Annotated in this window: 21 protein-coding genes; 10 read left to right on the top strand and 11 right to left on the bottom strand. The window is 72.1% G+C overall.

What is annotated here, in order from left to right; translation table 11 throughout:
- Positions 1-62: 62 nt before the first annotated feature.
- Entirely contained in the window at positions 63-1,496 is a 1,434-nt protein-coding gene (locus ABZ444_RS23455; protein ID WP_358000447.1) for a serine/threonine-protein kinase, read from the bottom strand.
- 21 nt (positions 1,497-1,517) lie between these two features.
- Positions 1,518-2,327 carry a TIGR03619 family F420-dependent LLM class oxidoreductase gene (locus ABZ444_RS23450; protein WP_358000444.1) on the bottom strand — a complete coding sequence of 270 codons (810 nt, stop codon included), beginning with the start codon at positions 2,325-2,327 and terminating at the stop codon, positions 1,518-1,520.
- Positions 2,328-2,413: 86 nt separating this feature from the next.
- Between ABZ444_RS23450 and ABZ444_RS23445 the strand changes: the two genes are divergently transcribed.
- A complete protein-coding gene (locus tag ABZ444_RS23445) occupies positions 2,414-3,661 on the top strand; it encodes an LLM class flavin-dependent oxidoreductase (RefSeq protein ID WP_358000441.1) in 1,248 nt (415 codons plus the stop codon).
- On the top strand, positions 3,658-4,527 hold the full coding sequence (locus ABZ444_RS23440; protein WP_357984076.1) for a TIGR03619 family F420-dependent LLM class oxidoreductase: 870 nt from the start codon (positions 3,658-3,660) through the stop codon (positions 4,525-4,527). The genes ABZ444_RS23445 and ABZ444_RS23440 overlap by 4 nt, the downstream gene beginning before the upstream one ends.
- 52 nt (positions 4,528-4,579) lie before the next feature.
- Here the strand turns inward: ABZ444_RS23440 and ABZ444_RS23435 are convergent, their stop codons facing one another.
- Positions 4,580-5,035 carry a MarR family winged helix-turn-helix transcriptional regulator gene (locus ABZ444_RS23435; protein WP_358000438.1) on the bottom strand — a complete coding sequence of 152 codons (456 nt, stop codon included), beginning with the start codon at positions 5,033-5,035 and terminating at the stop codon, positions 4,580-4,582.
- A 62-nt stretch (positions 5,036-5,097) separates the two neighbouring features.
- On the opposite strand from ABZ444_RS23435, the gene ABZ444_RS23430 reads away from it, so the two are divergent.
- The 3 genes from ABZ444_RS23430 to ABZ444_RS23420 are packed head-to-tail and all read left to right on the top strand — an operon-like array spanning position 5,098 to position 7,512.
- Positions 5,098-6,276, top strand: coding sequence for an FAD-dependent monooxygenase (locus ABZ444_RS23430; protein ID WP_358000435.1), 1,179 nt, complete (start codon positions 5,098-5,100; stop codon positions 6,274-6,276).
- 49 nt (positions 6,277-6,325) lie between these two features.
- The gene (locus ABZ444_RS23425; protein WP_358000432.1) at positions 6,326-7,138 is read left to right on the top strand and encodes a HipA family kinase; all 813 of its coding nucleotides are present in this window, start codon (positions 6,326-6,328) and stop codon (positions 7,136-7,138) included.
- Positions 7,135-7,512 (top strand): DUF3037 domain-containing protein, encoded by a 378-nt coding sequence (locus tag ABZ444_RS23420; RefSeq protein WP_358000429.1) that lies wholly within the window; start codon positions 7,135-7,137, stop codon positions 7,510-7,512. Before ABZ444_RS23425 ends, ABZ444_RS23420 begins: the two co-directional genes overlap by 4 nt.
- 10 nt (positions 7,513-7,522) lie before the next feature.
- Here ABZ444_RS23420 and ABZ444_RS23415 read toward each other — a convergent pair whose 3' ends face one another.
- From ABZ444_RS23415 to dxr, 4 genes are all read right to left on the bottom strand, one after another.
- Positions 7,523-8,365 (bottom strand): GNAT family N-acetyltransferase, encoded by an 843-nt coding sequence (locus ABZ444_RS23415; protein ID WP_358000730.1) that lies wholly within the window; start codon positions 8,363-8,365, stop codon positions 7,523-7,525.
- Between the two features lie 36 nt (positions 8,366-8,401).
- Positions 8,402-9,982 carry an alpha/beta hydrolase gene (locus ABZ444_RS23410; protein WP_358000426.1) on the bottom strand — a complete coding sequence of 527 codons (1,581 nt, stop codon included), beginning with the start codon at positions 9,980-9,982 and terminating at the stop codon, positions 8,402-8,404.
- A 129-nt stretch (positions 9,983-10,111) separates the two neighbouring features.
- A complete protein-coding gene (gene ispG / locus ABZ444_RS23405; RefSeq protein WP_358000423.1) occupies positions 10,112-11,281 on the bottom strand; it encodes a flavodoxin-dependent (E)-4-hydroxy-3-methylbut-2-enyl-diphosphate synthase in 1,170 nt (389 codons plus the stop codon).
- A 40-nt stretch (positions 11,282-11,321) separates the two neighbouring features.
- A complete protein-coding gene (dxr, locus tag ABZ444_RS23400) occupies positions 11,322-12,512 on the bottom strand; it encodes a 1-deoxy-D-xylulose-5-phosphate reductoisomerase (protein WP_358000420.1) in 1,191 nt (396 codons plus the stop codon).
- 211 nt (positions 12,513-12,723) lie between these two features.
- On the opposite strand from dxr, the gene ABZ444_RS23395 reads away from it, so the two are divergent.
- Together ABZ444_RS23395 and ABZ444_RS23390 are read left to right on the top strand one after the other, a co-directional pair.
- Positions 12,724-13,557: a peptidase gene (locus tag ABZ444_RS23395; protein ID WP_358000417.1), complete on the top strand. Its 834-nt coding sequence runs from the start codon at positions 12,724-12,726 to the stop codon at positions 13,555-13,557.
- A gap of 55 nt (positions 13,558-13,612) precedes the next feature.
- Positions 13,613-14,677 carry a trypsin-like serine protease gene (locus ABZ444_RS23390; RefSeq protein ID WP_358000414.1) on the top strand — a complete coding sequence of 355 codons (1,065 nt, stop codon included), beginning with the start codon at positions 13,613-13,615 and terminating at the stop codon, positions 14,675-14,677.
- A 57-nt stretch (positions 14,678-14,734) separates the two neighbouring features.
- On the opposite strand, the gene ABZ444_RS23385 is transcribed toward ABZ444_RS23390, so the two are convergent.
- Positions 14,735-16,162, bottom strand: a complete 1,428-nt coding sequence (locus ABZ444_RS23385) for an aldehyde dehydrogenase family protein (protein WP_358000411.1) — start codon at positions 16,160-16,162, stop codon at positions 14,735-14,737.
- A 291-nt stretch (positions 16,163-16,453) separates the two neighbouring features.
- Between ABZ444_RS23385 and ABZ444_RS23380 the strand changes: the two genes are divergently transcribed.
- Positions 16,454-17,101: a TetR/AcrR family transcriptional regulator gene (locus ABZ444_RS23380; protein ID WP_358000408.1), complete on the top strand. Its 648-nt coding sequence runs from the start codon at positions 16,454-16,456 to the stop codon at positions 17,099-17,101.
- Positions 17,102-17,113: 12 nt separating this feature from the next.
- Here the strand turns inward: ABZ444_RS23380 and ABZ444_RS23375 are convergent, their stop codons facing one another.
- Positions 17,114-18,775 carry a PucR family transcriptional regulator gene (locus ABZ444_RS23375; protein ID WP_358000405.1) on the bottom strand — a complete coding sequence of 554 codons (1,662 nt, stop codon included), beginning with the start codon at positions 18,773-18,775 and terminating at the stop codon, positions 17,114-17,116.
- A 124-nt stretch (positions 18,776-18,899) separates the two neighbouring features.
- On the opposite strand from ABZ444_RS23375, the gene gabT reads away from it, so the two are divergent.
- Both gabT and ABZ444_RS23365 read left to right on the top strand, forming a co-directional pair.
- Positions 18,900-20,228: a 4-aminobutyrate--2-oxoglutarate transaminase gene (gene gabT, locus ABZ444_RS23370; protein WP_358000402.1), complete on the top strand. Its 1,329-nt coding sequence runs from the start codon at positions 18,900-18,902 to the stop codon at positions 20,226-20,228.
- A gap of 210 nt (positions 20,229-20,438) precedes the next feature.
- Entirely contained in the window at positions 20,439-20,639 is a 201-nt protein-coding gene (locus ABZ444_RS23365; RefSeq protein WP_352362958.1) for a hypothetical protein, read from the top strand.
- A 38-nt stretch (positions 20,640-20,677) separates the two neighbouring features.
- Here ABZ444_RS23365 and ABZ444_RS23360 read toward each other — a convergent pair whose 3' ends face one another.
- Positions 20,678-21,889 (bottom strand): saccharopine dehydrogenase C-terminal domain-containing protein, encoded by a 1,212-nt coding sequence (locus tag ABZ444_RS23360; protein WP_358000399.1) that lies wholly within the window; start codon positions 21,887-21,889, stop codon positions 20,678-20,680.
- Between the two features lie 231 nt (positions 21,890-22,120).
- Positions 22,121-23,287 (bottom strand): extracellular solute-binding protein, encoded by a 1,167-nt coding sequence (locus tag ABZ444_RS23355; protein WP_358000396.1) that lies wholly within the window; start codon positions 23,285-23,287, stop codon positions 22,121-22,123.
- Between the last annotated feature and the right edge of the window lie 181 nt (positions 23,288-23,468).

The following is a 23,468-nucleotide window of genomic DNA, read 5'->3' as shown; positions in this document are numbered from 1 at the left end:
CAACGGGCGGCGTTCAGTCAACAGTGTGCACGGCAATCGCCGCCTGACCGTGACACAGCCGGTCAGGAGGCCCGGGAGAGCTGGCCCGCGTACATGACGGCGCCGGTGTCGGACCGGGTCACCTTGACCAGGAACCGGTCGGGGTCGTCGGAGGGCACGATGCGGACCGTCCCGGCGTGGCACGACTCGCCCTTGACCTGGCCGAGGGCGAACACGACGGCGCTCCCGGTGGGGGCGAGGCGGCCGGAACAGTGCAGGTCGGCGCCCCAGCGCATGGTGGATCCGCCGTCGGCGCGCAGGCGCAGCTCGACCGGGAAGACCCGGCCGGCCGTGGGGTGCTCGGCCGATCCCGTCCAGGTGCCGTCCAGGGTTGGGCCCTGGGACGCGCGCGACCAGAACACGAAACCGGCAACCCCCATCACCACCCCGGCCACCGCCACGACCATCTGCCACACCCTGCGCCCCGCGACGGCGGGCGTCCCTTCGGGGAAGGTGGCGGGCATTCCCCCGGGCGCGGGGGTGCTTGCGGGGGAGGGCCAGGGGGTTGTGGGGGGCGTCCCTTCCGGAGAGGGCCGGGGCGCTGTGGTGGGGGTTCTGTCGGGGGTGGTCGTGGAGGTGGGGGTGGTACGCGGGAAGGGGGGCGGTGGGGTCGGGGTGGCGGCTTGGGCGCCGGAGGGGAGGACGTCGCCCGTTCCGCCGTCCTGGCCGAGCAGCGCGCGCAGCGTCTCCTCGGCGTCCGGCCGGTCGCGCGGGTCGTGGGCCAGGCACGCCTCCACGATCTCCCGCAGCCGCCCCGACAACCCGCGCAGGTCCGGCTTGCCGTACAGGATCCGGGCCAGGACCTCCTGGTAGGTGTCCGCCATGTACGCGTGCCGCCCCCCGGCCGTGTACGCCACGGTCAGCCCCCACGCCCACATGTCCGCGGGCGGCCCCGCCGGCTCCCCGCTGATGCGCTCGGGCGACAGGTAGGCCGGCGTGCCGATGGGCGACCTGGTCGTGGTGGCGGCGGCGTCCATCAGCCGGGACACCCCGAAGTCGATCACCCGCGGCCCGTCGAGGCTGAGCAGCACGTTGCCCGGCTTCAGGTCGCGGTGGACGACCCCCGCCCGGTGGATCGCCCCCAGGGCGGTGGCGGTGCCGATGGCCAGCCGGTCGAGCGAGCCACCGCGCCGCGGCCCACCGGCCACCACGTGCTCGCCCAGCGAGGGCCCTTCGACGTATTCGCTGACCAGGTAGGGCCGGTCGCCGTCGAGGTCGGCGTCGAGGAGCTGGGCGGTGCAGAAGGCCGCGACCCGGCGCACCGCCTCGACCTCGCCGAGGAACCTGCGCCGTACGTCGGCGTCCTTGGACACGCTCGCGTGCAGCAGCTTGATCGCGACCTGCGCCCCGGCCGCCGAGTGCCCGAGGAAGACGACGCCCTGGCCGCCCTGCCCGAGCCTGCGCGAGAGCCGGTACTCCCCCAGCCGGCGGGGATCATCAGCACGGAGCTCGGACATAGGGCGTCATTATGGCACCGCCTACAGCAGCGCGGCGTAGCCGTCGAGGGCGCGCAGCACGACGTCGGCCGGGCCGCTCGGCAGGGTGGCCACGGCCTCCTCGATGCCGAGCCCGGCGAAGTAGTCCAGCTTCTCCCTGGTGGGCAGGGTCCCGAACGGGATCACCCTGGCCATCGGCCGCCCGGCCTTCTCGCACGCCTCGCGCAGCGCGGGCAGCGCGTCCTTGATGCCCTTGCCACCGATGGGCATCCAGCCGTCGCCGTACTCGGCGATGTGGGCGAACAGCTTCGGCCCGGCGGCCCCGCCGAGGTAGACGGGCAGGTCGTGCGCGGGCTTGGGCCACGACCAGGACGGTTCGAGCCCTTCGACGACTGCCACCTCGTCCCGCCAGAACGCCCGCATGGCCAGCACGTTGCGCCGGGCGACCTCGCGCCGCCGCCCGTACGGCACGCCGTGGTTCTCGATCTCCTCGACGTTCCAGCCGAACCCGACGCCGACCACCACACGCCCGCCCGACAGGTGGTCGAGCGTGGCCAGGGCCTTGGCGGTCACGATCGGGTCGCGCTGGGCGGCGAGCAGGATGCCGGTGCCGACGCGCAGCCGCCGGGTCGCGGCGGCGGCGAAGGAGAGCGCGACCAGCGGGTCCAGGGTGCGCTTGTACTCCTCGGGCAGCTCGTCCTGGCCGCCGGCGGGCGGCGTGCGGCGGCTGACCGGGATGTGGGTGTGCTCGGGCAGGTAGAGCGAGTCGAACCCGCGCTCCTCGGCCGCGGCCGCGAGGTCCTGGACCGGCATGGCCAGATCCGTGGCGAACATCGTGACACCCAGCCTCATACGGCCTCCTCATGTCAACCAAGCGATTGCTCGGCTAAGATTTCCAGGGTAGCTTGCAAGGCGACGTCCGCGGAAAGAGGTTCCCGGTGAAGTTCTCTATCTTCCTGAACCCGCAGATTCCAGGCTCTGGATACGCGGCCGAGGAGAACGCCAAGGCACGGCGTCCCATCGGACGCGACACCGAGTCGTATCAGCGGCTGCTGCACGAGGTGCGGGAGATAGCCGTCCACGCCGACCAGATCGGGTTCGACGCGCTGATGATGACCGAGCACCACTTCCACTCCGAGGGGATGGAGTTCTCGGTCAATCCGCTGATGTTCCTCACCGACCTCGCCGCGCGGACCGAGCGCATCCTGCTCGCCCCGCTCGGCATGGTGCTGCCCGCCTGGGACCCGATCAGGGCCGCCGAGGACGTGGCGCTGCTCGACCAGTTCAGCAAGGGCCGCCTGCGGCTCGGCGTGGCCCGCGGCTACCAGAACCGCTGGATGAACGTCCTGGGCCAGCGCTGGCAGGCCGCCGCCGCCCGCTCCGACGGCTCGGCCTCGGACACGCGGAACTTCGACGTCTTCGGCGAGGTGCTGAAGATCATGAAGATGGCCTGGACGCAGGAGACCCTCCGCTACAAGTCCGACGTGCTGGACTACGAGGTGCCGTACCCCTACGACGGTATCGAGGGCTGGCCCGCGATGGAATGGACCAAGACATTCGGGGCGCCCGGCGAGGTCTCCGACGACGACAAGATCCAGGCGATCTCGGTCTGCCCCCGGCCGTACCAGAACCCGCATCCGGAGTTGTGGCAGCCGTTCACGATCTCCGACCGGTCGGTGATCAGGGCCGCGCAGGAGGACATCCTGCCGTGGATGTTCACCCCCAACCCCGACGACCACGCCGCCAAGGCCAAGCTCTACCAGGAGGAGTCGGCCCGGCAGGGCCGCCAGTACAAGCTGGGCGAGCACACCGGCATCCTGAAGATCGTCGGCATCGCGGACACCACCGAGGAGGCGATCAACACCTTCGGCCGCAGCATCCCCAAGGACTTCGCCGCCTTCTTCGGCCCGTTCGGCTACCTGGAGGTGCTGCGCAAGAAGGAGGACGAGAAGCACAAGCCGATCTCCCCCGAGAAGGGCGACGCCAAGCGCATGAACGACGTGGAGATGGCGCTGTTCGGCACCCCGGACGACGTCAAGCGCGGCATCCAGCGCATGCTCGACCGTATGCCGGACCTGGAGTGGTTCGGCCTGTACATGCAGGGGCAGCAGGGTGTGCTCCCGCTGGACACGGTCAAGCGGAACCTGGAGATGTTCGCCACCAAGGTCGCGCCGGAGTTCCGATGAAGATGTGGCTGGGGGCCTCGTTCGTCCCGACCGACCAGTTCGTGGAGCTCGCGCGGGCGGCCGAGCGCTGCGGATTCGACACCTTCACGCTGTCGGACCACCTGTTCTACGCCGACTTCGCCTCGCGCTACCCGTACTCGCGGTCGGGCGCGCCCCGGTGGAGCGCCGAGACGCACTGGCCCGATGTGTGGGTGACGATCGGCGCGATGGCCACGGCGACCACGACGCTGCGCTTCTCGCCGAACGTCTACATCGCCCCGGCCCGCGACCTGTTCACCGTGGCCAAGCTGGTCTCCACGGCGGCGGTGCTGTCGCGGGAACGGGTGTCGTTCGGGGTCGGGGTGGGGTGGTGCGAGGAGGAGTTCGCCGGCACCGGCCAGGACTTCCACACCCGGGGCCGCCGCCTCGACCGGATGCTGCCCACGCTGCGCGCCCTGTGGTCCGGCGAGACCGTCGAGCTGGACGGCCTGCCGCCGCTGTCGATCTCCCCCACGCCGGCCGGGCCCGTGCCCGTCTACGTGGGCGGCGACAGCGAGGCGGCGCTGCGCCGGGCCGCCCGCTTCGGCGACGGCTGGCTGGGCAACCGCATCTACACCGAGGAGCAGCTCGACCCGGTGCTCGACACCCTCCGCCGGCACCTCGACGAGAACGGCAGGACGGGCCCGTTCGACATCGTCGCCCCGCTGGCCGTGCTGCCGGACGCCGAGACCTACCGCCGCTTCGCCGCCAAGGGCGTGACCGCCACCATGGCCGCCCCCTGGTGGCTGGCCACCCCCGAGGAGAAGGCCCGGTACGGCGAGGACAGCCTCGACCTCAAGATCGCCACCATGGAACGCTTCGCCGAGGAGGTCATCGCCAAGCTCTGACCCCGGCCGCCGGGACGATCCTGACCGGGCACGCGACACGCGCGGACCCCGGTCAGGACTCGCCTTCCGCCAGGTTGGCCATGATCCGCCGCAGCATGCCCGTGACCTGCTCGATCTCCTCCTCGGAGAAACCCGAGAAGACCTGGCGGCTGACCCCGCCGAAGATCGGCGGCAGGCGCGGCACCAGCGCGTGCCCCTCGCTCGTCAGCTCGATGACGACCGAGCGCCGGTCCTCGGGCCGCCGGACCCGGCGCAGCAGCCCCTTGGCCTCCAGCCGGTCCAGCAGCCGGGTCATCCCCGCCGTGTCCGTGCCGAGCCGGCCCCTCAGCACGCCGGGCGTGCTGCGGCCGCCCGCCGCGTGCAGCAGCAGCGCCGCCTGCTGCGCGGTGAGCCCGAGCGGGGCCAGGCGGCGCTCGGTCTCGGTGTTGAGCTCCCGTCCCACCTGCACGAGCAGCGACCCGCCGCCCAGCACCAGCTCGAACGGCGGCGGCATGCGATCGTCGGTCACGCGACCAGAATAGCTGGCGCAGGCATTTACTGTCGCGACAGCTATCGTCTATCGTCGCGTCCATGGACACTTCTCCCCACATCATCGTCGCGGGAGGCGGCATCGGCGGCTTATCCCTGGCCCAGGGCCTGCGCAAGGCGGGTTTCCGGGCCACCGTGCTGGAGCGCGACCCCTCGGCCGGCCACCGCCCCCAGGGCTACCGCATCAGCCTCAAGGAGACCGGCGCCGCGGCGCTGCGCGCGTGCCTGCCCCCCGGCCTGTACGACCTGGCCGTGGCCACCTCCATCCGCCCGGCCACCCGCATGACCTTCCTGGACACCCGGCTGGTCCCCAAGTTCTCCAAGGACGTCCCGCCCCAGCTCCCCGGCGTGGACGGCTTCGGCGTCAACCGGCTCACCCTGCGCGAGATCCTGCTGTCCGGCCTCGACGTCCGCTTCGGCACCGAGTTCACCCGGTACGAGCCGCTGCCCGGCGCCCGCGTCCGCGCCCACCTCGCCGGCGGCTCCGCCCTGGACGGCGACCTGCTCGCCGGCGCGGACGGCGTCGGCTCCCGCGTCCGCGCCCAGCTCCTCCCCGACGCCGTCGTGGACCGGCTCGACTGGGCCCTGTACGGCAGGACCGTCCTGACCCCCGACCTGCTGGCCGCCACGCCTCCCGACCTGGTCGACACCTTCAACCGCGTCACCGCGCCGGACCACACCGCGATCTCGGTCGCCACCTGCCGCCCCTGCGCGCCGGTGGCCGAGGCCGCCGCCCGGCACGCCCCCGGCCTGCGGCTGACCGACGTTCCCGGCTACTTCTCCTGGACGCTGACCGCGCCCGGCCCCCGGCCGGAGGACACCTCCCCCGCCGCCCTGCACCGGCTCGCGCTCGCCACGGTCGCCGGCTGGCACGAGGGCGTGCGCCGGATCGTCGAGCTGGCCGACCCCGAGGCGACATTCGTGGTGCACACCCACTCGGCCCGGCGCGTGCGCCCCTGGGACGAGCCCGCGGTGACCCTGCTCGGCGACGCCGTGCACAGCATGAGCCCTGGACGCGGCGAAGGCGCGAACGTCGCACTGCGTGACGCCCACACCCTGAGCGCGGGTCTGGCCGCGGCCGCCGCCGAGGGCCGCCCGCTCGCCGAGGCGAAGACGGCCTACGAGCACGCCATGCTGGACTACGCGTTCACCGCGGTCGAGGCCTCGTTGCAACAGCCGTTCGCCCCGTTCGCCCGTCCTGTCCGGCCACCGGCGCGTTGAACCGGCCCGGAGTTACGGATGGGAGCCAGGGGGGCGATAGCCTCGTCCCGTGCTGGAAAAGATCGCAGCCACCCGATATGTGACCCCGCTGCGGGAGGGCGGGTCGCTGCCGGGCGTCGTCGAGGCCGACGACCTCGGCACGTACGTGGTGAAGTTCCGCGAGGCGGGGCAGGGCCGGCGGGTGCTCGTCGCGGAGATCATCGCCGCCGAGCTGGGCCGCCGCCTGGGGCTGCGCACTCCCGAGCTCAAGCTCATCGACCTCGACCCGCAGCTCGGCGTCCGCGAGCCCGACGAGGAGGTCCAGGACCTGCTCAAGGCCAGCACCGGCCTCAACCTGGCGGTCGACTTCCTGCCCGGCGCGCTCGGGTTCGACCCGCTGGGCTGGATCCCCGACCCGGTGTTCGCCTCCAGGGTCGTCTGGTTCGACGGGCTGATCCACAACATCGACCGGAGCTGGCGCAACCCCAACCTCCTGGTCTGGCACCGCGACACCTGGCTCATCGACCACGGCGCGGCCCTGTGGTTCCACCACAACTGGCGCACGGCCGACCCGCAGCGCGCCTTCGACACCGGCGACCACGTGCTCGCGCCGTTCGCGGCCGACGTGCTCGCCGCCGGCGACCACCTGGCCGGCCGGATCACCCGCGAGCTGCTCGGCGAGGTGACGGCCCTGGTGCCCGACGAATGGCTCGACGGCGAGCCGGGTTTCGACTCCGCCCAGGCCGTGCGGGAGGCCTACATCGACCATCTGCTGAGCCGGGCGCACGGGCCGCGCGAGTGGCTGCTGCGCGGCCCCGACAAGGAACGCAGGGCGTCCGGGCCCGGCTCGGTCGGCGAGTTCTGGCGGGGAGGCAGCCGGTGACCAGAGACGTCTACGAGTACGCGGTGATCCGCGTCATGCCGAAGATCGAGCGCGGCGAGCTGATCAACGCCGGCGTGCTGCTCTACTGCCAGCCGCGCGACTACCTGTGCGCGCGCGTGCACCTCGACCCGGCCCGCCTGCGAGCCCTCGACCCCGGCGCCGACCTCGACGGCGTGCGCCACGCGCTCAGCGCCTACGAGCGGGCCTGCGGCGACCGGCCGGGCCCCCTCGCGGGCGAGCCGCTGGGCGGCCGGTTCCGCTGGCTGACCGCGCCGCGCAGCACGATCGTCCAGACCGGGCCGGTGCACGCGGGCCTCACCGCCGACCCCGCCATCGAGCTGGCCCGCCTCTTCGACAAGCTGGTGCGACTCTAGCCGCCCACCCTCAGAACAACACCGACATGAAGGTGTCCACCTCGCGGAACCCCACCTTGCGGTAGACGGCCCGCGCCGAGTGGTTGAAGTCGTTGACGTAGAGCGACACGACGGGGGCGAAGCAGCTCAGCGCCGCCTCCACGACCGCCGCCATGCCTGCCGCCGCGTGGCCCTTGCCGCGCTGGTCGGGGGCCACCCACACGCCCTGGATCTGGCAGGCGTGCGGCGTGACCGCGCCCACCTCCGCCTTGAACACCACCCGGCCGTCGTCGATGCGCGCGTAGGAGCGGCCGATGCGGATCAGCTCGGCGACCCGGGTGCGGTAGAGCGCGCCGCCGTCGCCGAGGTTGGGCGAGACGCCCACCTCCTCGGTGAACATCGCCACGCACGCCGGCAGCACGATGTCGAACTCCTCGGGCCGCACCCGGCGCACCAGCGGATCGGCGGGCACGGGGGCCTTGCTGGAGGTCGCCATCACCGGCTGCGCCCACCGGATGGCCCGCGCCCTGCCCCAGTGCGGCTCCAGCCGCTCCCACAGCAGGGACACCGCCTCGACGGGGCCCACGATGGACGAGCACCTGCGCCCCTGCTTGCGGGCACGGTCGGCGAACGCGTGCACGGCCTCGGGGCCGGCGTTGACCGGCACCATGTTCGCGCCGGCGTAACAGAGCGACACGAGCCCGCCGCGCGGCCCGAACCCCCACATCTGCCCCCCGAGGCGTGCCGGATTGAGTCCGACGGCCCGCACCCGGGAGGAGACGAAGACGTTGGCGACCGGATCGCAGTCAAGCAGGGCGAGAACCTCGTCCCGGTCGCTGTCGTCGAGCACGCGCGACGCCGATGTACGCAGCATCACATGGTCAGACTACGCGAACGTCCCCCGAATAGCTCACCGGGACAGCACGTCGGTGAGCCGATCGTGACCCTGCGCGCCTCCCGCGGCCATGTGGGCGGCCGGGGCCGGGTCCGGCAGGGCCGCGCAGGACACCGTCCGGGCCGGCAGCGTGCCGTCGGCCAGGTACGCCGCGAGGTGGCCGTCCACGCACCGGTTGCCGGCCAGCGACACGCCGTGGTTGCCGCCCTCGTCGATCACCATGCCGCTGCGCGGGAAACGCCGGTGCATGGCCAGCGCGCCCCGGTACGGCGTCGCGGCGTCGTCGCGCGACTGCAGGAACAACACCGGCGGCAGCTTCGGTGAGGCGTGCACCTCGACCGGCGTGCCGCCCTTGACCGGCCAGAACGCGCACGGCGCGTTGAACCAGGCGTTCGGCCAGGTCAGGAACGGCGCCCTGTGGTGGAGCCGGGTCATGTCGGTGCGCCACTTGGCCCAGTCGCGCGGCCACGCGGCGTCGCGGCACTGGACGCCGAGATAGACGGCGTAGCCGTTCTCGTCCTCGGCGTCGTTCTTGCCGCGCCGGTTGTACGCCTCCACCAGCGGCTGCACGTCGCCCTTGCGCACGTAGGCGGACCAGGCGCGGGCGAACTCCGGCCACACCCGGTCGGTGTACCCGCCGAGGGTGAAGGTGTCGTCCAGCTCGCTCGGCCCCACCACGCCGCCGGCCGGGCGGGTGCGCAGCCGGTCGCGCATCGCGTAGTAGGCGAACGAGGTCTGCTTCAGCGTGCCGCCCAGCCGGTAGACGTCGTTGTGCCGGGCCGTCCAGGCGAGGAAGGCGCGGTGGCGGCGTTCGAAGGCGACGTCCTGGCCCAGGTTCGACCGGTACCAGACGCCCTCGGGGTTGACCGTGCTGTCCATGACCAGCCGCCTGACCCGCTGCGGGAACAGGGTCGCGTAGACGGCCCCGAGGTAGGTGCCGTACGAGTAGCCCAGGTAACTGATCTTCTCCTCGCCCAGCGCCGCCCTGATCGTGTCCATGTCCCTGGCCGAGTTCTCGGTCGTCAGGTACGGCAACACCCAGGCCCAGAGGTCGCCGCAGCGGGTGGCGTACTCGCCGGCCCTGGCCAGGAGCTTGCTCTCATCGCCGGCGGTGTGCGGCACCGCGTCGGGCCGCGGCGCCCGGTAGTAGGTGTCGGGGTCCACGCAGTGGAGCGACGGCTCGCTCCCGCCGACCCCGCGCGGGTCGAACCCGACGACGTCGTAGCGCTCGCCCAGCCTGTTCGGCAGCCCGTTCGAGACGAACTCGGTCAGGTCACGGCCCGAGGCTCCCGGGCCACCCGGGTTGATCAGCAGGGTGCCGAGATGGTTGCCGTCCCTGGACACCTTGGCCTTGATGCGGTTGATCGCCAGCTTGATCGACTGGCCCCAGGGGTCGCGGTAGTCGAGCGGCACGCGCACGGAGGCGCACTCCAGGTCGGCCCGGACCGTCTTGCCCTCCTTCGCCGGGCACGCCCCCCAGACCACCTGCTGCGCCCCCCGAGCCGCGCCTCTGCCGGCCGACGCCACACCGTCCGCGCTGACAACCCCGGCGACCAGCACCGCGATGCCGACGGCAACACTGAATACGCGCTTCACCCAGCCCCTCCCCCTCGTCATGGCCCTGTGATGCTCCCGCGGGCGACGGGGTCATGACGCTGGGTATGGGGAAAGGCTTGCCAGTTTGTAATGGGGCCATTGCACCGGGTCACCGGCCCCCGGAGGCGCTCAGCCCACGGTCACCTGGGGGCCGGAGACGGCGTCGTCGTCGAGGTCGACCTCGACGCCCATCTCCTCGGCCAGCCGCAGGGCCTCCTCGATCAGGGTCTCGACGATCTGCGACTCGGGCACGGTCTTGATGACCTCGCCCTTGACGAAGATCTGGCCCTTGCCGTTGCCGGAGGCGACGCCGAGGTCGGCCTCGCGCGCCTCGCCGGGGCCGTTGACCACGCAGCCCATGACGGCCACCCGCAGCGGGACCTTGAGCCCCTCCAGGCCCGCCTGGACCTGCTCGGCCAGCGTGTAGACGTCGACCTGGGCCCGGCCGCACGACGGGCAGGAGACGATCTCCAGCCCCCGCTCGCGCAGCCCCAGCGACTCCAGGATCTGGGCGCCGACCTTGACCTCCTCGACGGGAGGCGCGGACAGCGAGACGCGGATGGTGTCGCCGATGCCCTCGGCCAGCAGCGCGCCGAACGCCACGGCGGACTTGATGGTGCCCTGGAAGGCGGGGCCGGCCTCGGTGACGCCGAGGTGCAGCGGGTAGTCGCACTTGGCGGCGAGCAGCCGGTAGGCGTTGATCATGACGACCGGGTCGTTGTGCTTGACCGAGATCTTGATGTCCCTGAAGCCGTGCTCCTCGAACAGCGAGCACTCCCACAGGGCGGACTCGACCAGCGCCTCGGGCGTGGCCTTGCCGTACTTCTGGAGCAGGCGGGGGTCGAGCGAACCGGCGTTGACGCCGATCCTGATCGGCACGCCGTGGTCGGCGGCCGCCCTGGCGATCTCGCCCACCTTGTCATCGAACTTCTTGATGTTCCCCGGGTTGACGCGGACCGCCGCACAGCCCGCCTCGATGGCCGCGAACACGTACTTCGGCTGGAAGTGGATGTCGGCGATGACCGGGATCTGGGACTTCTTCGCGATGATCGGCAGCGCGTCCGCGTCGTCCTGCGACGGGACGGCCACGCGCACGATCTGGCAGCCGGACGCCGTCAGCTCGGCGATCTGCTGCAACGTGGCGTTGACGTCGGCGGTGACCGTCGTCGTCATCGACTGGACGGAGACGGGCGCGTCGCCGCCCACGGGAACGCTGCCGACCATGATCTGGCGGGAGTGCCGGCGTTCGGCGAGCGGCTTGGGGCGGACCGTCGGGATGCCAAGTGCTACAGAAGACATTTCTACCCTTAGGTGTGACGACGCTACCCAGTCTAGGTAGCTAGAAGGACTGCCCGGCTGTGAGTTCGGCCGCACGCGCCCGGGCCCAGGCGTCGGCGGCCAGTACCTCCTCCACGCTGGAGGCCGGGGTGACGCGGTGTTCCTCGACGACCTTGGCGACCGTGTCGACGATCGCGGGGAAACGCAGCCCGCCCCTGGTGAACGCCTCGACGCAGACCTCGTTGGCGGCGTTGTAGACGGCGGGCGCGGTGCCGCCCTCGGCGCCGACGTGCCTGGCCAGCGCGACGGCCGGGAAGGCCGCGTCGTCGAGCGGCTCGAAGGTCCAGGTGTGGGCCCTGGTCCAGTCGACGGGCCGGGCGGCGCCGGGCACGCGGGCCGGGTGGGCCAGCGCGAGCGCGATCGGCAGGCGCATGTCGGGCGGGCTGGCCTGGGCGATGGTGGAGCCGTCGACGTACTCGACCATGGAGTGGATCACCGACTGCGGGTGGACCACGACCTCGATGCGGTCGAAGCCGATGTCGAACAGCAGATGGGCCTCGATGACCTCCAGCCCCTTGTTGACCAGGGTGGCGGAGTTGATGGTGATCACCGGGCCCATGGACCAGGTGGGGTGGGCCAGCGCCATCTCGGGGGTGACGTCGGCCATCTCCTCGCGCTTCATGCCCCTGAACGGGCCGCCGCTGGCGGTGATGACGAGCTGCTTGACGGCGGCGGGGTCGTGGCCGCCCGGACCGGACGCCCACAGGCACTGCTGCACCGCCGAGTGCTCGGAGTCGACCGGGAGGATCTGCCCCGGCGCGGCCAGCCGCTTGACCAGCGGCCCGCCGATGATCAGGGACTCCTTGTTGGCCAGCGCGAGCGTGCGGCCGGCCTCCAGCGCGACCAGCGTGGACGTCAGGCCCAGCGCGCCGGTGATGCCGTTGAGCACGGTGTCGCACCGCCAGCCCGCGACCTCCGCGACGCCCTCGTGGCCGCCCAGCACGACGGGGGACGCCCCGCGCGCGGCCAGCGCCTCCTTCAGCGCCGGGACGGCGGCGGCGTCGGCCACCGCCACGACCTCGACGCCGAACGCGGCCGCCTGCGCGGCCAGCTCCTCGACCCTGCCGCCCCCAGCCGCGAGCCCGGCGACCCTGAACCCGGCGGGGTCGGCGGCGATGACATCGAGGGCCTGGGTGCCGACCGAGCCGGTGGAGCCGAGCACGACGACGGAGCGGAGGGTCTCTGCATGCACCTGTCCATTGTCCCCGCTGCCGGACGCGGACGGGCACGTGAGGGGCCGACAGCCACGATCCCGGCTCCCGAGCGACAGGCGATAACCCAGACCAGTTATGTCCAAATATCGCCATATCGGGATGCGCATATCTTGAGAAATCCCGATTATTGGGTGGCTACCTTCCAAGCCCCAGCTCCGGTTTCGGGAGGTTACGTAATGCACCGCAGGTTTGCCCTGCTCTCCGTCCTCACCCTCGCCGCCGGGAGCGTCGCCCTGCTCCCCGGCACCGCGGCGCAGGCCGGCGCGGCACCCCGTCCCGCCCAGCCAGGCGCCGCCCACCGGCGGCCGGGACGGCGGACGGCAGCTCCGGTCGGCGAACAGCTACGGCGCCCCCTGGAGCGGCGGCGGCGCCGTCGTGCGGACCACCGGCCGGGTCTTCTTCACCTACCAGGGACGCAGCGCCTCGTGCTCGGGCTCGTCGGTGACCAGCGCGAACAAGAGCGTGGTGCTGACCGCCGGCCACTGCGTCAAGCTCGGCGGCGCCTTCCACACGAACTGGGTGTTCGTGCCCGGCTACGCCGCCGGCCAGCGCCCCTTCGGCACCTGGCCGGCCGCCAGGCTGCTGACCACCCCCCAGTGGAACGCCGGCGAGGACGTCGACTTCGACGTGGCCGCCGCCGTGGTGGCCCAGGTGGACGGCAAGAGCCTGGTGGACGTCGTCGGCGGCCAGGGCGTGGCCTTCAACCAGCGGCGCGGCCGGCAGATGTACTCCTTCGGCCACCCGGCCGCGGCCCCCTACGACGGCTCGAAGCTCATCTACTGCAGCGGCCGCACGTTCGACGACTTCCTGCCCTCCGACGACCTCGGCCTGACCTGCGACATGACCGGCGGCGCGAGCGGCGGCCCGTGGATGCTGAATTTCGACGAGTCGACCGGTCTCGGCACGCAGAACTCGGTCAACAGCTTCACATACAACTTCACCCCCACCTGGATGTTCGGCCCGTATCTCGGAAACGAAGCACAGGCCGTCTACCAGGCGGCGCAAAGCACCGGCGCACTCTGATCAATTTACGGAAAGTAGCCGCAAGAACACACCTCGTGGTGCACACTCGGGGGCCATGACCCTGAGCACCTCCCTGCTTGCGGCCGCCCCGCTGATCGCGGGGCTGACGGGACCGGCGATCCTCGGCGCGGTCCCCGGCCAGCACCTGGTCGATCGTCCCGCCGTCGAGCACGCCGCGGCCCGGCGGAGCCTGGTGGTCGAGCACGAGGCCGCCCGGAGCGACGCCGAGCAGCGCCGCGTGCTCGGCTACTGGACCCCGCAACGCATGGCGGCGGCCCTGCCCATCGGTCTGCTCGACTCCGTGACCGACGGCGACGGCCTGCTCAGCGGCCTGACCGGCCGCGGCGGGGTGCAGGCGAAGCCCGGCGTGTCCGGCGGCCGTACCGAGATCAACGTCGGCCGCCGGCACCAGGCGTCGTCCAGGCCCCAGGCCAGCACGATCGGCGCGCGCTGGAGCACCGGCGGAGCCGTGACCAGGACCACCGGGCGGGTGTTCCTGACCCTGGCGGGCGCCGACTTCGTCTGCTCGGCCAGCACGGTCACCAGCGCCAGCAAAGACCTCGTCGTCACCGCCGGCCACTGCGTCAAGGACGGCGCCGGCGAATGGGCCGAGAACTGGACGTTCGTCCCCGGCTACGGCAGGGGCGGCGAGCAGCCCTACGGCCAGTACGCGGCCCGCCGCATGTTCGTCTCCGCCCCCTGGTCGCGCTCCGGCGACGACAACCACGACGTCGGCATGGTCGCCCTGGCCACCTCGGGCGGGCGGCACGTCGCCGACGTGGTGGGCACCCAGGACATCGCCTTCGACATCAGGCGCGGCGGCCAGACCTACGGCTTCGGCTATCCGGCAGACCCGCCCTACGACGGCGACCAGCTCGTCTACTGCGCCGGGCGGCTGCGCGACGACCCCTACAGGCAGACGCACGACCAGGGGCTCGGCTGCGCCATGACCGCCGGGTCGAGCGGCGGCCCCTGGCTGTCCGGCTTCGACCCGATGACCGGCCGCGGCACGGTCACCTCGCTGAGCAGCTTCAAGTACAGCGACGACCAGCACACCATGTACGGCCCGTACTTCGGCCAGGCCGCCAAGACGGTCTACGCCACGGCCGAACGCGCCTGACGACGGCGCAGGACGTGCGACCGCCCCGCGCCGGGGAGGCGCGGGGCGGGCCGGGAGCTACAGCGACAGGCCGGTGAGCACCATGACCTTCTCGTAGGTCAGGTCCTCCATGGCCGAGTGCAGGCCCTCGCGGCCGATGCCGGAGTCCTTCACGCCGCCGTACGGCATCTGGTCGGCCCGGTACGACGGCACGTCGCCGATGATCACGCCGCCGACCTCCAGCTCGCGGTTGGCCTTGAAGGCGGCGTCCAGGGAGCGGGTGAAGACGCCGGCCTGGAGGCCGTACCTGGAGTCGTTCACCATGGCGTACGCCTCGTCGATCGACCCGGCCGGCTGGAGGATCATGACCGGCCCGAAGACCTCCTCGCAGGCCACCTTGGCGTCGTGCGGGACGTCGGCCAGCACGGTCGGCGCGACCGTGGCGCCCTCGCGGGTGCCGCCGGCCAGGACGCGGGCGCCGGCGGCGACCGCCTCGCGCACCCACTGCTCCACACGCTCGGCGGCGGCCTCCGACACCAGCGGCCCGACCTGGGTCTTCTCGTCGGCCGGGTCACCCGTGACGAGCCCGCCGACGGCCGGCAGCAGACGCTCGACGAACGCGTCGTAGACCGGCTGCTCGACGATCACCCGCTGGACGGCGATGCAGCTCTGACCGGCCTGGTAGTTGGCGAACAGGGCGATGCGCTGCGCGGCCCAGTCGAGGTCGGCGTCGGCCAGCACGACGGCCGCGGCGTTGCCGCCCAGCTCCAGGGTCACGTGCTTGCGCGGCACCTGGTCGGCGATGGCGTAGCCGACGGGCGCGGAGCCGGTGAAGGAGACCACGGGCAGGCGGGGGTCGTCGACCAGGGCGGCGGCGCGCTCGTTCTGCACCGGCAGCACCGAGAACATGCCCGCGGGCAGGTCGGTCTCGGCCAGGATCTCGCCGAGGATCAGCGAGGACAGCGGCGTGGCGGGCGCGGGCTTGACGATGATCGGGGCGCCGACGGCGATGGCGGGCGCGACCTTGTGGGCGACCAGGTTCAGCGGGAAGTTGAACGGGGTGATCGCCAGCACCGGGCCCTTGGGCACGCGGGAGACGTAGGCGAGGCGCCCCGCGGCGGCCGGCTCGGTGTCGAGCCGCTGCACCTGGCCGGACCAGCGGCGGGCCTCCTCGGCGGCGAAGCGGAACGTGGAGATGGCGCGGTTGACCTCGCCGCGCGCCCAGAAGATCGGCTTGCCGTTCTCGGCGGTGATCAGGTGGGCGATCTCGTCGGCCCGCTCGGCCAGCCTGCGTGAGACGTGCGCCAGGGCCTCGGCACGTACGTGCACGGGCAGCGCGGCGGCCTCGCGCGAGACCGCATGGGCGGCCGCGACGGCCTCCTCGACCTGAGCATCGGTCGGTACGGAGTACCGGCCGACCGCACGACCGTCATGGGGGTTGGTCACGGTGAGATCGGTTTCGCCGGTGGCGGGCCGGCCGGCAAGCCAGAAGGTACGCACGTCCATACCCATGACGTTATGCCAAGCGGGAGACCGGGGATTTACACCACGGTGCACAAGACTCCCACGAGCGCTCACCGTTAAGTACAAGCCCTGGTGTATACCCATGATGTAACAGAAGTAGACCCAATTCGGGATGTTTACCATGCGGAGTGGTTTGAGCGATCTCCGCCATGGCTAAGTCATCGGGTGCGGGTCTCCAGCGCGGTGGGCCCCCGATCAGAAAGGCGTGGGCCCCGTGACCGAGCAACGTGAGGTCACAAGGACGCTGAGCTCCTTGGTCGCTGGGGAGGTCGCATGACCTCGACGCCGCTGGGCCTGCAGGGCGCCTACCTGCTGGGCGAGCGCGCCACCCACGACGAACTCCGTGCCCGACTGCTCGACGTGGCGGTGAACCTGCTTCAGAGCGAGGGTCCCGACAGTCTGACCATGCGCAGGATCGCGGCCGAGGCCGGCTGCACGACGACCGTCATCTACACGATGTTCGGCAACCGGGAGGGCCTGGCCGAGGCGCTCTATCTGGAGGGTTTCGAGCGTTTCCGCCGCTTTCTCGAAGCGGTCCCGCAGCGGCGCAACCCGCTGGAGTACCTGACCGCGCTCGGCCCCGCCTACCGGCAGGCGTGCCTGTCCGAGCCCGGCTACTACAGCCTGATGTTCGAGCAGGCCATCCCCGGTTTCGAGCCCAGCGAGCGGGCCAGGACGCTCGCCCGCGCGGCGCTGAACATCCTCGACCGGGTGATCGCCGACTGCATCTCCGCCGGCTACGTGACGCCGACCCAGCCGCGCAAGATCGCCGACGCGCTCTGGGCCGCCGCGCAGGGCGCGATCAGCCTGGAACGGGCCGGCCACCTGCGGGACGACCGCACGTACGAGGCGGTCACCCTGGCCACGATCTGCTGCTACCTGGTGGACAAGGACAGCCTGCCGTCGGCCCCCGGCCGCTGAGGCACCCACAAGTCAGCGGCGGCGGCCGGCCTCCAGGGCGAGCCACAGCTCGGCTCGTACGCCCGGGTCGTCGAGGTCACGGCCGAGGAGTTCGGCGACGCGGCGCATGCGGTAGCGCAGCGTGTGCCGGTGGACGCCGAGCCGCTGGGCGGCGGCGTCCCAGTGGCCGTTGCTCTCGAGGTAGGCGCGCAGCGACTCGACCAGGTCGGCGCGGGAGCCGTACGCGGTGAGCGGGGCCAGCAGCGCGCCGGAGAACGCGCGCAGGGCGTCGGTGTCCAGCAGTGCGAGCAGGCCCTGCCCGGCCAGGTCGGCGAACCGCACCGTGCCGCCGTCGCTGTGGGCCAGCGCGCGGCGTGCCTGGTCGAGCGCGTCGCGCAGGCCGTCGTAGCGGCAGGGCGAGCTCAGCCCGGCCGGCCCCTCCACCTCCCGCGCCGCCTTCTCCGCGGCCCCCTCGGACACCAGGCAGACGCTCACCTGCTCACCGCCTTGAGAACCACCGCCGCTCCCCCTGCCGCCGCCGTTACCGCTGCCGTGACCACCGCCGTGACCGCCGGCGCCGTCGTCGAGGAGCGCCGTGAAGCCGTGCGGCTCCAGCGTCTCCAGGGCGCCCGCGCCCGCCGCCAGGACCACCAGCGGCTCGCCGGGCAGCCGCGCGCCGAGCGTGCCGGCCACCGCCCGCGCCTGCTCGACCGCCCCGCCGAGCAGCAGTTCCAGCACGGCCGAGCGGAGCCGCCGGCCGGCCTCCCGCTGGGCCCTGCCCTGCTCCATGGCGAGCGTGAGCAGTGAGCCGGCGGCGTTGATCACCGTGTGGGTCACCGGCGAGAAGGGCCTGCGGGCGCCGACCGCGAAGAAGCCGCGCGGCCGTGGACCGCCGCCGAGCGGCTGGATCACGACGTGCTCGTCGGGCCCGGACAACGCGAGACTCGCCGGCACCCGCTCACCGCCCTGGCCCCCGCCGCGCGCCCGCTCACCGGCCTGGGCCCCGCCGCGCGCCCGTTCTCCCGCCGGTACGGCGCCGCGCGCCCGCTCGCCGGCCTGGGCCCCGGTGGCGACGGGCTCGCCCGTGAGCGCGCGCTCCGCCCCGGCGATCCGGTCGGGCCGGGTTCTGCTCGGGCCGCCGGCGCGCAACCGGCGCAGCTCGGCCACCACGACCGGCACGTCGGCCCCCGGCGTGGCGTGCCGGACCTCGCCCGTCTCGTCGAGCAGCGCGGCCCAGCCGCCGATCTCCTTGGCCACCCGGTCGATGACCGCGTGCATGCCCTCCGGCCGCAGCGCCGCCCGGGTCAGCCGCCCCTGCGCGGCGAAGGCGCGGGTGATCTCGTCGTACTGCTCGGCCGCGAGCAGCTCGCTGACCACCTTGCCGATGGCGATGAACGGCGTCTCGCGCGGCACCTCGAACAGCGGCAGCCCCGCCTCGTCGGCGGCCGCGACCAGGGCGGCCGGGACGTGCTCGTGGGAGAGCCCGACGCCGAAGCCGAGCCCGGCCACCTCGCGGCCCACCAGCCGGGCGACATATCCGGAGAAGTCGCCTTCCAGGCGGATCCCCGTCGTCAGCAGCAGCTCCGCGCCCTCCAGGAACGGCGTCGGGTCCTCCAGCTCGCTGACCGCCACCCAGCGCACCTCCGCGTCGAGCGCTCCGGAGGCCGCCGCGCCCGCCAGCTGACGCAACTTCATCCGTCGCACCACGGTGCGCAGCGAAGGTGCCATACGAGTTTGTCCATTCCGGCAAAGGCGAGCACCCCCAGTGTGCCATATCGACGTATCGGTCCAGGTCGGAGCCCGACGTAGCGTCGAGCCCATGAGCATTCCCCAGGAGCGGCGCGTCGTGACCGCGATCCCAGGCCCCAAGTCGCAGGAGCTGCTGGCCCGCAAGCAGGCCGCCGTCCCCTCCGGCATCGGCACCACGCTGCCGGTCTTCGTCACCCGCGCCGGCGGCGGCATCCTCCAGGACGCCGACGGGAACTCTCTGATCGACTTCGGCTCCGGCATCGCCGTGACCAACGTGGGCAACTCCGCGCCGAAGGTCGTCGAGCGCGTCCAGAAGCAGGTGGCCGACTTCACCCACACCTGTTTCATGGTCACCCCGTACGAGTCGTACGTGCAGGTCTGCGAGAAGCTCAACGAGCTGACCCCCGGCGACCACGAGAAGCGCACCTTCCTGGTGAACTCCGGCGCCGAGGCCGTCGAGAACGCCGTCAAGGTGGCCCGGCACGCCACCGGCAGGCAGGCCGTCGTGGTGTTCGACCACGGCTACCACGGCCGCACGCTGCTCTCGATGACCATGACCGCCAAGAACATGCCGTACAAGCAGGGCTTCGGCCCGTACGCGCCCGAGGTGTACCGGGTGCCGCTGGCCTACCCGTTCCGCTGGCCGACGGGCGCGGACGACTGCGCGGAGGAGGCCGCCGCGCAGGCCATCGACCAGATCAACAAGCAGGTCGGTGCGGAGAACGTGGCCGCCGTGGTGATCGAGCCGATCGCCGGCGAGGGCGGTTTCATCGTCCCGGCCAGAGGCTTCCTGCCGCGGATCGCCGAGTTCTGCCGGGCGAACGGCATCGTGTTCGTGGCCGACGAGGTCCAGACCGGCTTCGCGCGCACCGGTGACCTGTTCGCCTGCGAGGACGAGGGCGTCGTCCCCGACATCATCTGCACCGCCAAGGGCATCGCGGGCGGCCTGCCGCTGGCCGCCGTGACCGGCCGCGCCGACCTGATGGACCACGTGCACGTCGGCGGCCTGGGCGGCACGTACGGCGGCAACCCGCTGGCCTGCGAGGCCGCGCTCGGCGTCCTGGAGACGATCGAGTCGGAGGACCTGGTCGCCAAGGCCCGCCGCATCGGCGAGATCATGCTCCCCCGCCTGCGGTCGCTGCAGGAGCGGTTCCCGATGATCGGCGACGTGCGCGGACGCGGCGCGATGATCGCGATCGAGCTGGTCGAGCCGGGCACGAAGAACCCGGACCCGGCGGCCGTCCAGGAGATCGTCAAGCGCTGCCACGCCGAGGGCCTGGTGGTCCTGACCGCCGGCACGTACGGCAACGTGCTGCGCTTCCTGCCCCCGCTGGTCATGCCCGAGCACCTGCTTGAGGAGGGCCTGGGGATCCTGGAGAAGGCCATCTCCGCTCTATAGCAAAGACCGAAAAATCGGGCATCCAGCTTGCGGCTGGATGCCCGATTTTGTGTGTGTAACGCAGGTCACTCGGGTAGAGAATTCACCCTGGCTTGACGCTCAGCTAGACGATCACGGCCTCGGTCAGGGTTATAACGGATCCGGACATGCGGAGGGGCGATGGCAGCTGGGAGCGTGATGAACTGGGGTCCCGCCAGAACGGCACGGAGTATGTTGACGTTCGACCCTGAGGGCCTGACTCCGGCCCAGCGCGACGGCGACGCCTGCGTGGTGTGCCACAAGAGGTGGCCGCGCCCCCGGGTCCGGGTCGGCAAACTGCCCGACAACTCCTCCGTGCTCGCCTGCACCGAATGCGCCGAGGCGCTCCTGCCCGCTCCCATGGCGACCGTGGTGGCCTTCCCGGGCCGTTAGGCCGCGGCTGTCGAACAGCGGCTGTCAAGGTGCGGCCGTCAAGCCGCGGCCGCCTCGCGCAGGCCCCACGGCGAGCCGTACTCGCGCAGCAGGTCGAGGAACGGCACCGCGTCGAACGCCTCGGGGCCGAGCACGCCCTCGCCCTTCCACACCCCGGTCGCCACCAGCTCCAGCGCGACGACCGGATGGATCGCCGTCTGCCACACCACGGCCTGGGAGCCGTACTCCCGCATCGACCATTCGTTGTCCACCACGTGGTACAGGTACACCTCGCGCGGCGAGCCGTCCTTGCCGGTGCCCTTGACCCACGTGCCCGCGCAGGTCTTGCCGCGCATGCGGGCGCCCAGCGTCGCCGGGTCCGGCAGGCTCGCGGCGACCATGTCGCGCGGCGCCACCTCCGCCCCGCCCACCCTGATCTTGTCGGCGCTGTCCAGGCCCAGCTTGCGCAGCGTCTTCAGCACGCCGATGAACTCCTCGCCGAGCCCGTACTTGAACGTCACCCGCCGCGCCGGGATCCACCTCGGGACGAGCAGCACCTCCTCGTGCTCGACGTTCACGCACTCCACGGGCCCGATCCCGTCGGGGAAGTCGAACACCTCGGGCTCGCTGAACGGCTCGGTGGTGCGCCACTGCCCGTCCTCCCAGACGACGGGCGGGTTCAGGCACTCCTCGATCGTGGTCCAGATGGAGAACGTGGGCGCGAAGTCGTAGCCGTCCACGACGAGGTTGGCGCCGTCCCTGATGCCGATCTCGTCGATCTCGTCGAACAGGTGGTCGGCGGCGTAGCGGGCGAACACGTCCGCGAGCCCCGGCTCGACGCCCATGCCGACCAGCGCGAGCCGGCCCGCGCCGCGCCACTCGCCGTCGCGCTCGAACTGCCGGTCCCCCAGCTTCACCCCCGGCTTGCGGTACGGCTCGCGCGGATGCGGCTTCGACAACGACATCGCCATGTCCAGGTAGTGGGCCCCGGCCTCCAGGGCGGCCTCGAACAGCGGCATCGTGAAGCGCGGATCGACCGCGTTGAACAGCACGTCACATCGGTGCTCCCGGAGCGCCGCGGTGACCTGGGCCCGGTCGGAGGCGTCCAGCTGGATGGCGGTGAAGCGGGGGTCGTCCACGGCGGCGACGGCGCGGGCCGCCCGGCTCTGTTGGGAGTCGGCCACCACGATGTGTTCGTAGAAATGGCGGCGGGCGGCGATGGGCACCACGGCGGAGCCGACGCCTCCGGCGCCGACAAGAAGGATTCTCATGGGAAGAACATACTCACTGACTGGTCATTCAGTCGAATTTTGGCGCCGGAGAGTTCCGGAACCTGGACGTTCTTCAGCCCGGGAACAGCGAGACGCCCCGGAACCAGGACGTTCTCCACCCCGGAAACGGCGAGACGCCCCGGGACAGGGGGGAAGGCCCGGGGCGTCTCTGCAGGCGCACCCGGGGGAAGGCGCGCCCGCGATGGGGTCGAGCGGGGGCGGAGATCTCACCTACTCGGCGAGTTCGGCCCACCGTTTCCCCCAGACGGCATAATCAGTGCATTCCCCGTCCTCGCCGCGGCAACCGCCCGGCGGCCGGACGGCGAAGGCGATCCGGTCGAGCCGCTTGGGGTCGTCGGCGCCGTAGAGGTCGCAGATCGACTTGGCCCGGCCCTTGCACGCCTTGTCGTTGGCCGGCGCGAGCCCCACCCAGGCGGCGGCGTCACGCTGGGCGTCGGCCGCGGTCATCCAGGTCAGCCAGCGATAGGCGCAGGTGGTGTCGGGCAGGTTGGCGCCGAGCATCCAGGAGTCGAGCCAGCCGGTGGCCGCCTTGGCGCCGACCGTCCGGACCGGTTTGCCGGCCTTCTGCAGCAGCAGGCGATAGTAGGGTGTGGCCTGCGCGTAATCCAGCGACCCGGTGGCGAAGCCCTTGATCAGGTCGATCGGCTTCCGCCAGTAGGTGCGCTCCTTCTGCTGCCCGAGCAGCGCCATGGCCCGGTCGAGCTGCTCCTGGCTCAGCTCGTACGGGTCCTTGACGGTGGCGTCGGTCAGCGCGGCGTCGGCGATGGTCAGCGGGCTGTCGCGGAGCGCGGCCCGGCCGGAGGCGAACACCTGGCTCATGCTCGCGTCCTTGACCCTGGCCGCGTCGTAGATGAACTCGTGGTACCCCCACAGGAACGGCACGCCGTAGACCTTGCCGGACACCTTCACCATGTCGCGGAAACGCTCGTCGAGGTCGTCGTAGCCGCTCACCTTGGCCGGGTCGATCGGCTGCACCAGCTTGCGCGTGATCAGGTCGCCGGCCAGCGCCGGGCCCGCCGAGATCAGGTCGTACGGGCGCTCGGCGGCCGCGACGGCCCGCTCCATCTCCTCGGCGGTGCGGACGGTGTCCACGCGGGCCAGGCGGCAGCCGGTCTCCTTCTCGAAGGAGCCGACCCAGTTGGCCTTGGGGCTGACGCCGCCGTACTCGGCGTAGCCGCGGTAGGTGAGGATCTGCAGCGTGCCGTCGCTCTGGGTGGCCGTGGGCGAGGGCGTGGCCGACGGGGTCGGCTTGGTCGGCTTGGGGCTGGGCCTGGCGGCGGGCTGGGCCGCCTGCCCGGCAGCCGTGGACACCGCTCCCGTGCCGGCGACCAGCGCCGCCGCGGCCAGCGCCACGGCGGATATGCGACGGCGTCTCACGATGTCCCCCCTTGTCCGTTGCGCTGGAGCTTACCGGGGACGGGACCGGGAGGGACGCCGGTCCCTCCCGGCCGCAGACGTGAGTTACCCGTTCGTGGGGAAGCCGAGGTTCACGCCGCCGTGGGACGGGTCCAGCCAACGCGAGGTCACGACCTTGCCCCGCGTGTAGAAATGCACCCCC

This window comes from Nonomuraea sp. NPDC005730 (assembly GCF_040630865.1).
Lineage (GTDB): Bacteria > Actinomycetota > Actinomycetes > Streptosporangiales > Streptosporangiaceae > Nonomuraea.
Note: the sequence above shows the minus strand (reverse complement) of the source record. Positions and strands in the feature narration are given on the sequence as shown.

Excerpts from the sequence above, each read along its gene's own strand:
- ABZ444_RS23455 (WP_358000447.1), bottom strand. The coding sequence starts at position 1,496 with ATGTCCGAGCTCCGTGCTGATGATCCCCGCCGGCTGGGGGAGTACCGG.
- ABZ444_RS23450 (WP_358000444.1), bottom strand. The coding sequence starts at position 2,327 with ATGAGGCTGGGTGTCACGATGTTCGCCACGGATCTGGCCATGCCGGTC.
- ABZ444_RS23440 (WP_357984076.1), top strand. The coding sequence starts at position 3,658 with ATGAAGATGTGGCTGGGGGCCTCGTTCGTCCCGACCGACCAGTTCGTG.
- ABZ444_RS23430 (WP_358000435.1), top strand. The coding sequence starts at position 5,098 with ATGGACACTTCTCCCCACATCATCGTCGCGGGAGGCGGCATCGGCGGC.
- ABZ444_RS23415 (WP_358000730.1), bottom strand. The coding sequence starts at position 8,365 with ATGCTGCGTACATCGGCGTCGCGCGTGCTCGACGACAGCGACCGGGAC.
- ispG (WP_358000423.1), bottom strand. The coding sequence starts at position 11,281 with ATGTCTTCTGTAGCACTTGGCATCCCGACGGTCCGCCCCAAGCCGCTC.
- ABZ444_RS23390 (WP_358000414.1), top strand. The coding sequence starts at position 13,613 with ATGACCCTGAGCACCTCCCTGCTTGCGGCCGCCCCGCTGATCGCGGGG.
- ABZ444_RS23385 (WP_358000411.1), bottom strand. The coding sequence starts at position 16,162 with ATGGACGTGCGTACCTTCTGGCTTGCCGGCCGGCCCGCCACCGGCGAA.
- ABZ444_RS23380 (WP_358000408.1), top strand. The coding sequence starts at position 16,454 with ATGACCTCGACGCCGCTGGGCCTGCAGGGCGCCTACCTGCTGGGCGAG.
- ABZ444_RS23375 (WP_358000405.1), bottom strand. The coding sequence starts at position 18,775 with ATGAAGTTGCGTCAGCTGGCGGGCGCGGCGGCCTCCGGAGCGCTCGAC.
- gabT (WP_358000402.1), top strand. The coding sequence starts at position 18,900 with ATGAGCATTCCCCAGGAGCGGCGCGTCGTGACCGCGATCCCAGGCCCC.
- ABZ444_RS23365 (WP_352362958.1), top strand. The coding sequence starts at position 20,439 with ATGTTGACGTTCGACCCTGAGGGCCTGACTCCGGCCCAGCGCGACGGC.
- ABZ444_RS23360 (WP_358000399.1), bottom strand. The coding sequence starts at position 21,889 with ATGAGAATCCTTCTTGTCGGCGCCGGAGGCGTCGGCTCCGCCGTGGTG.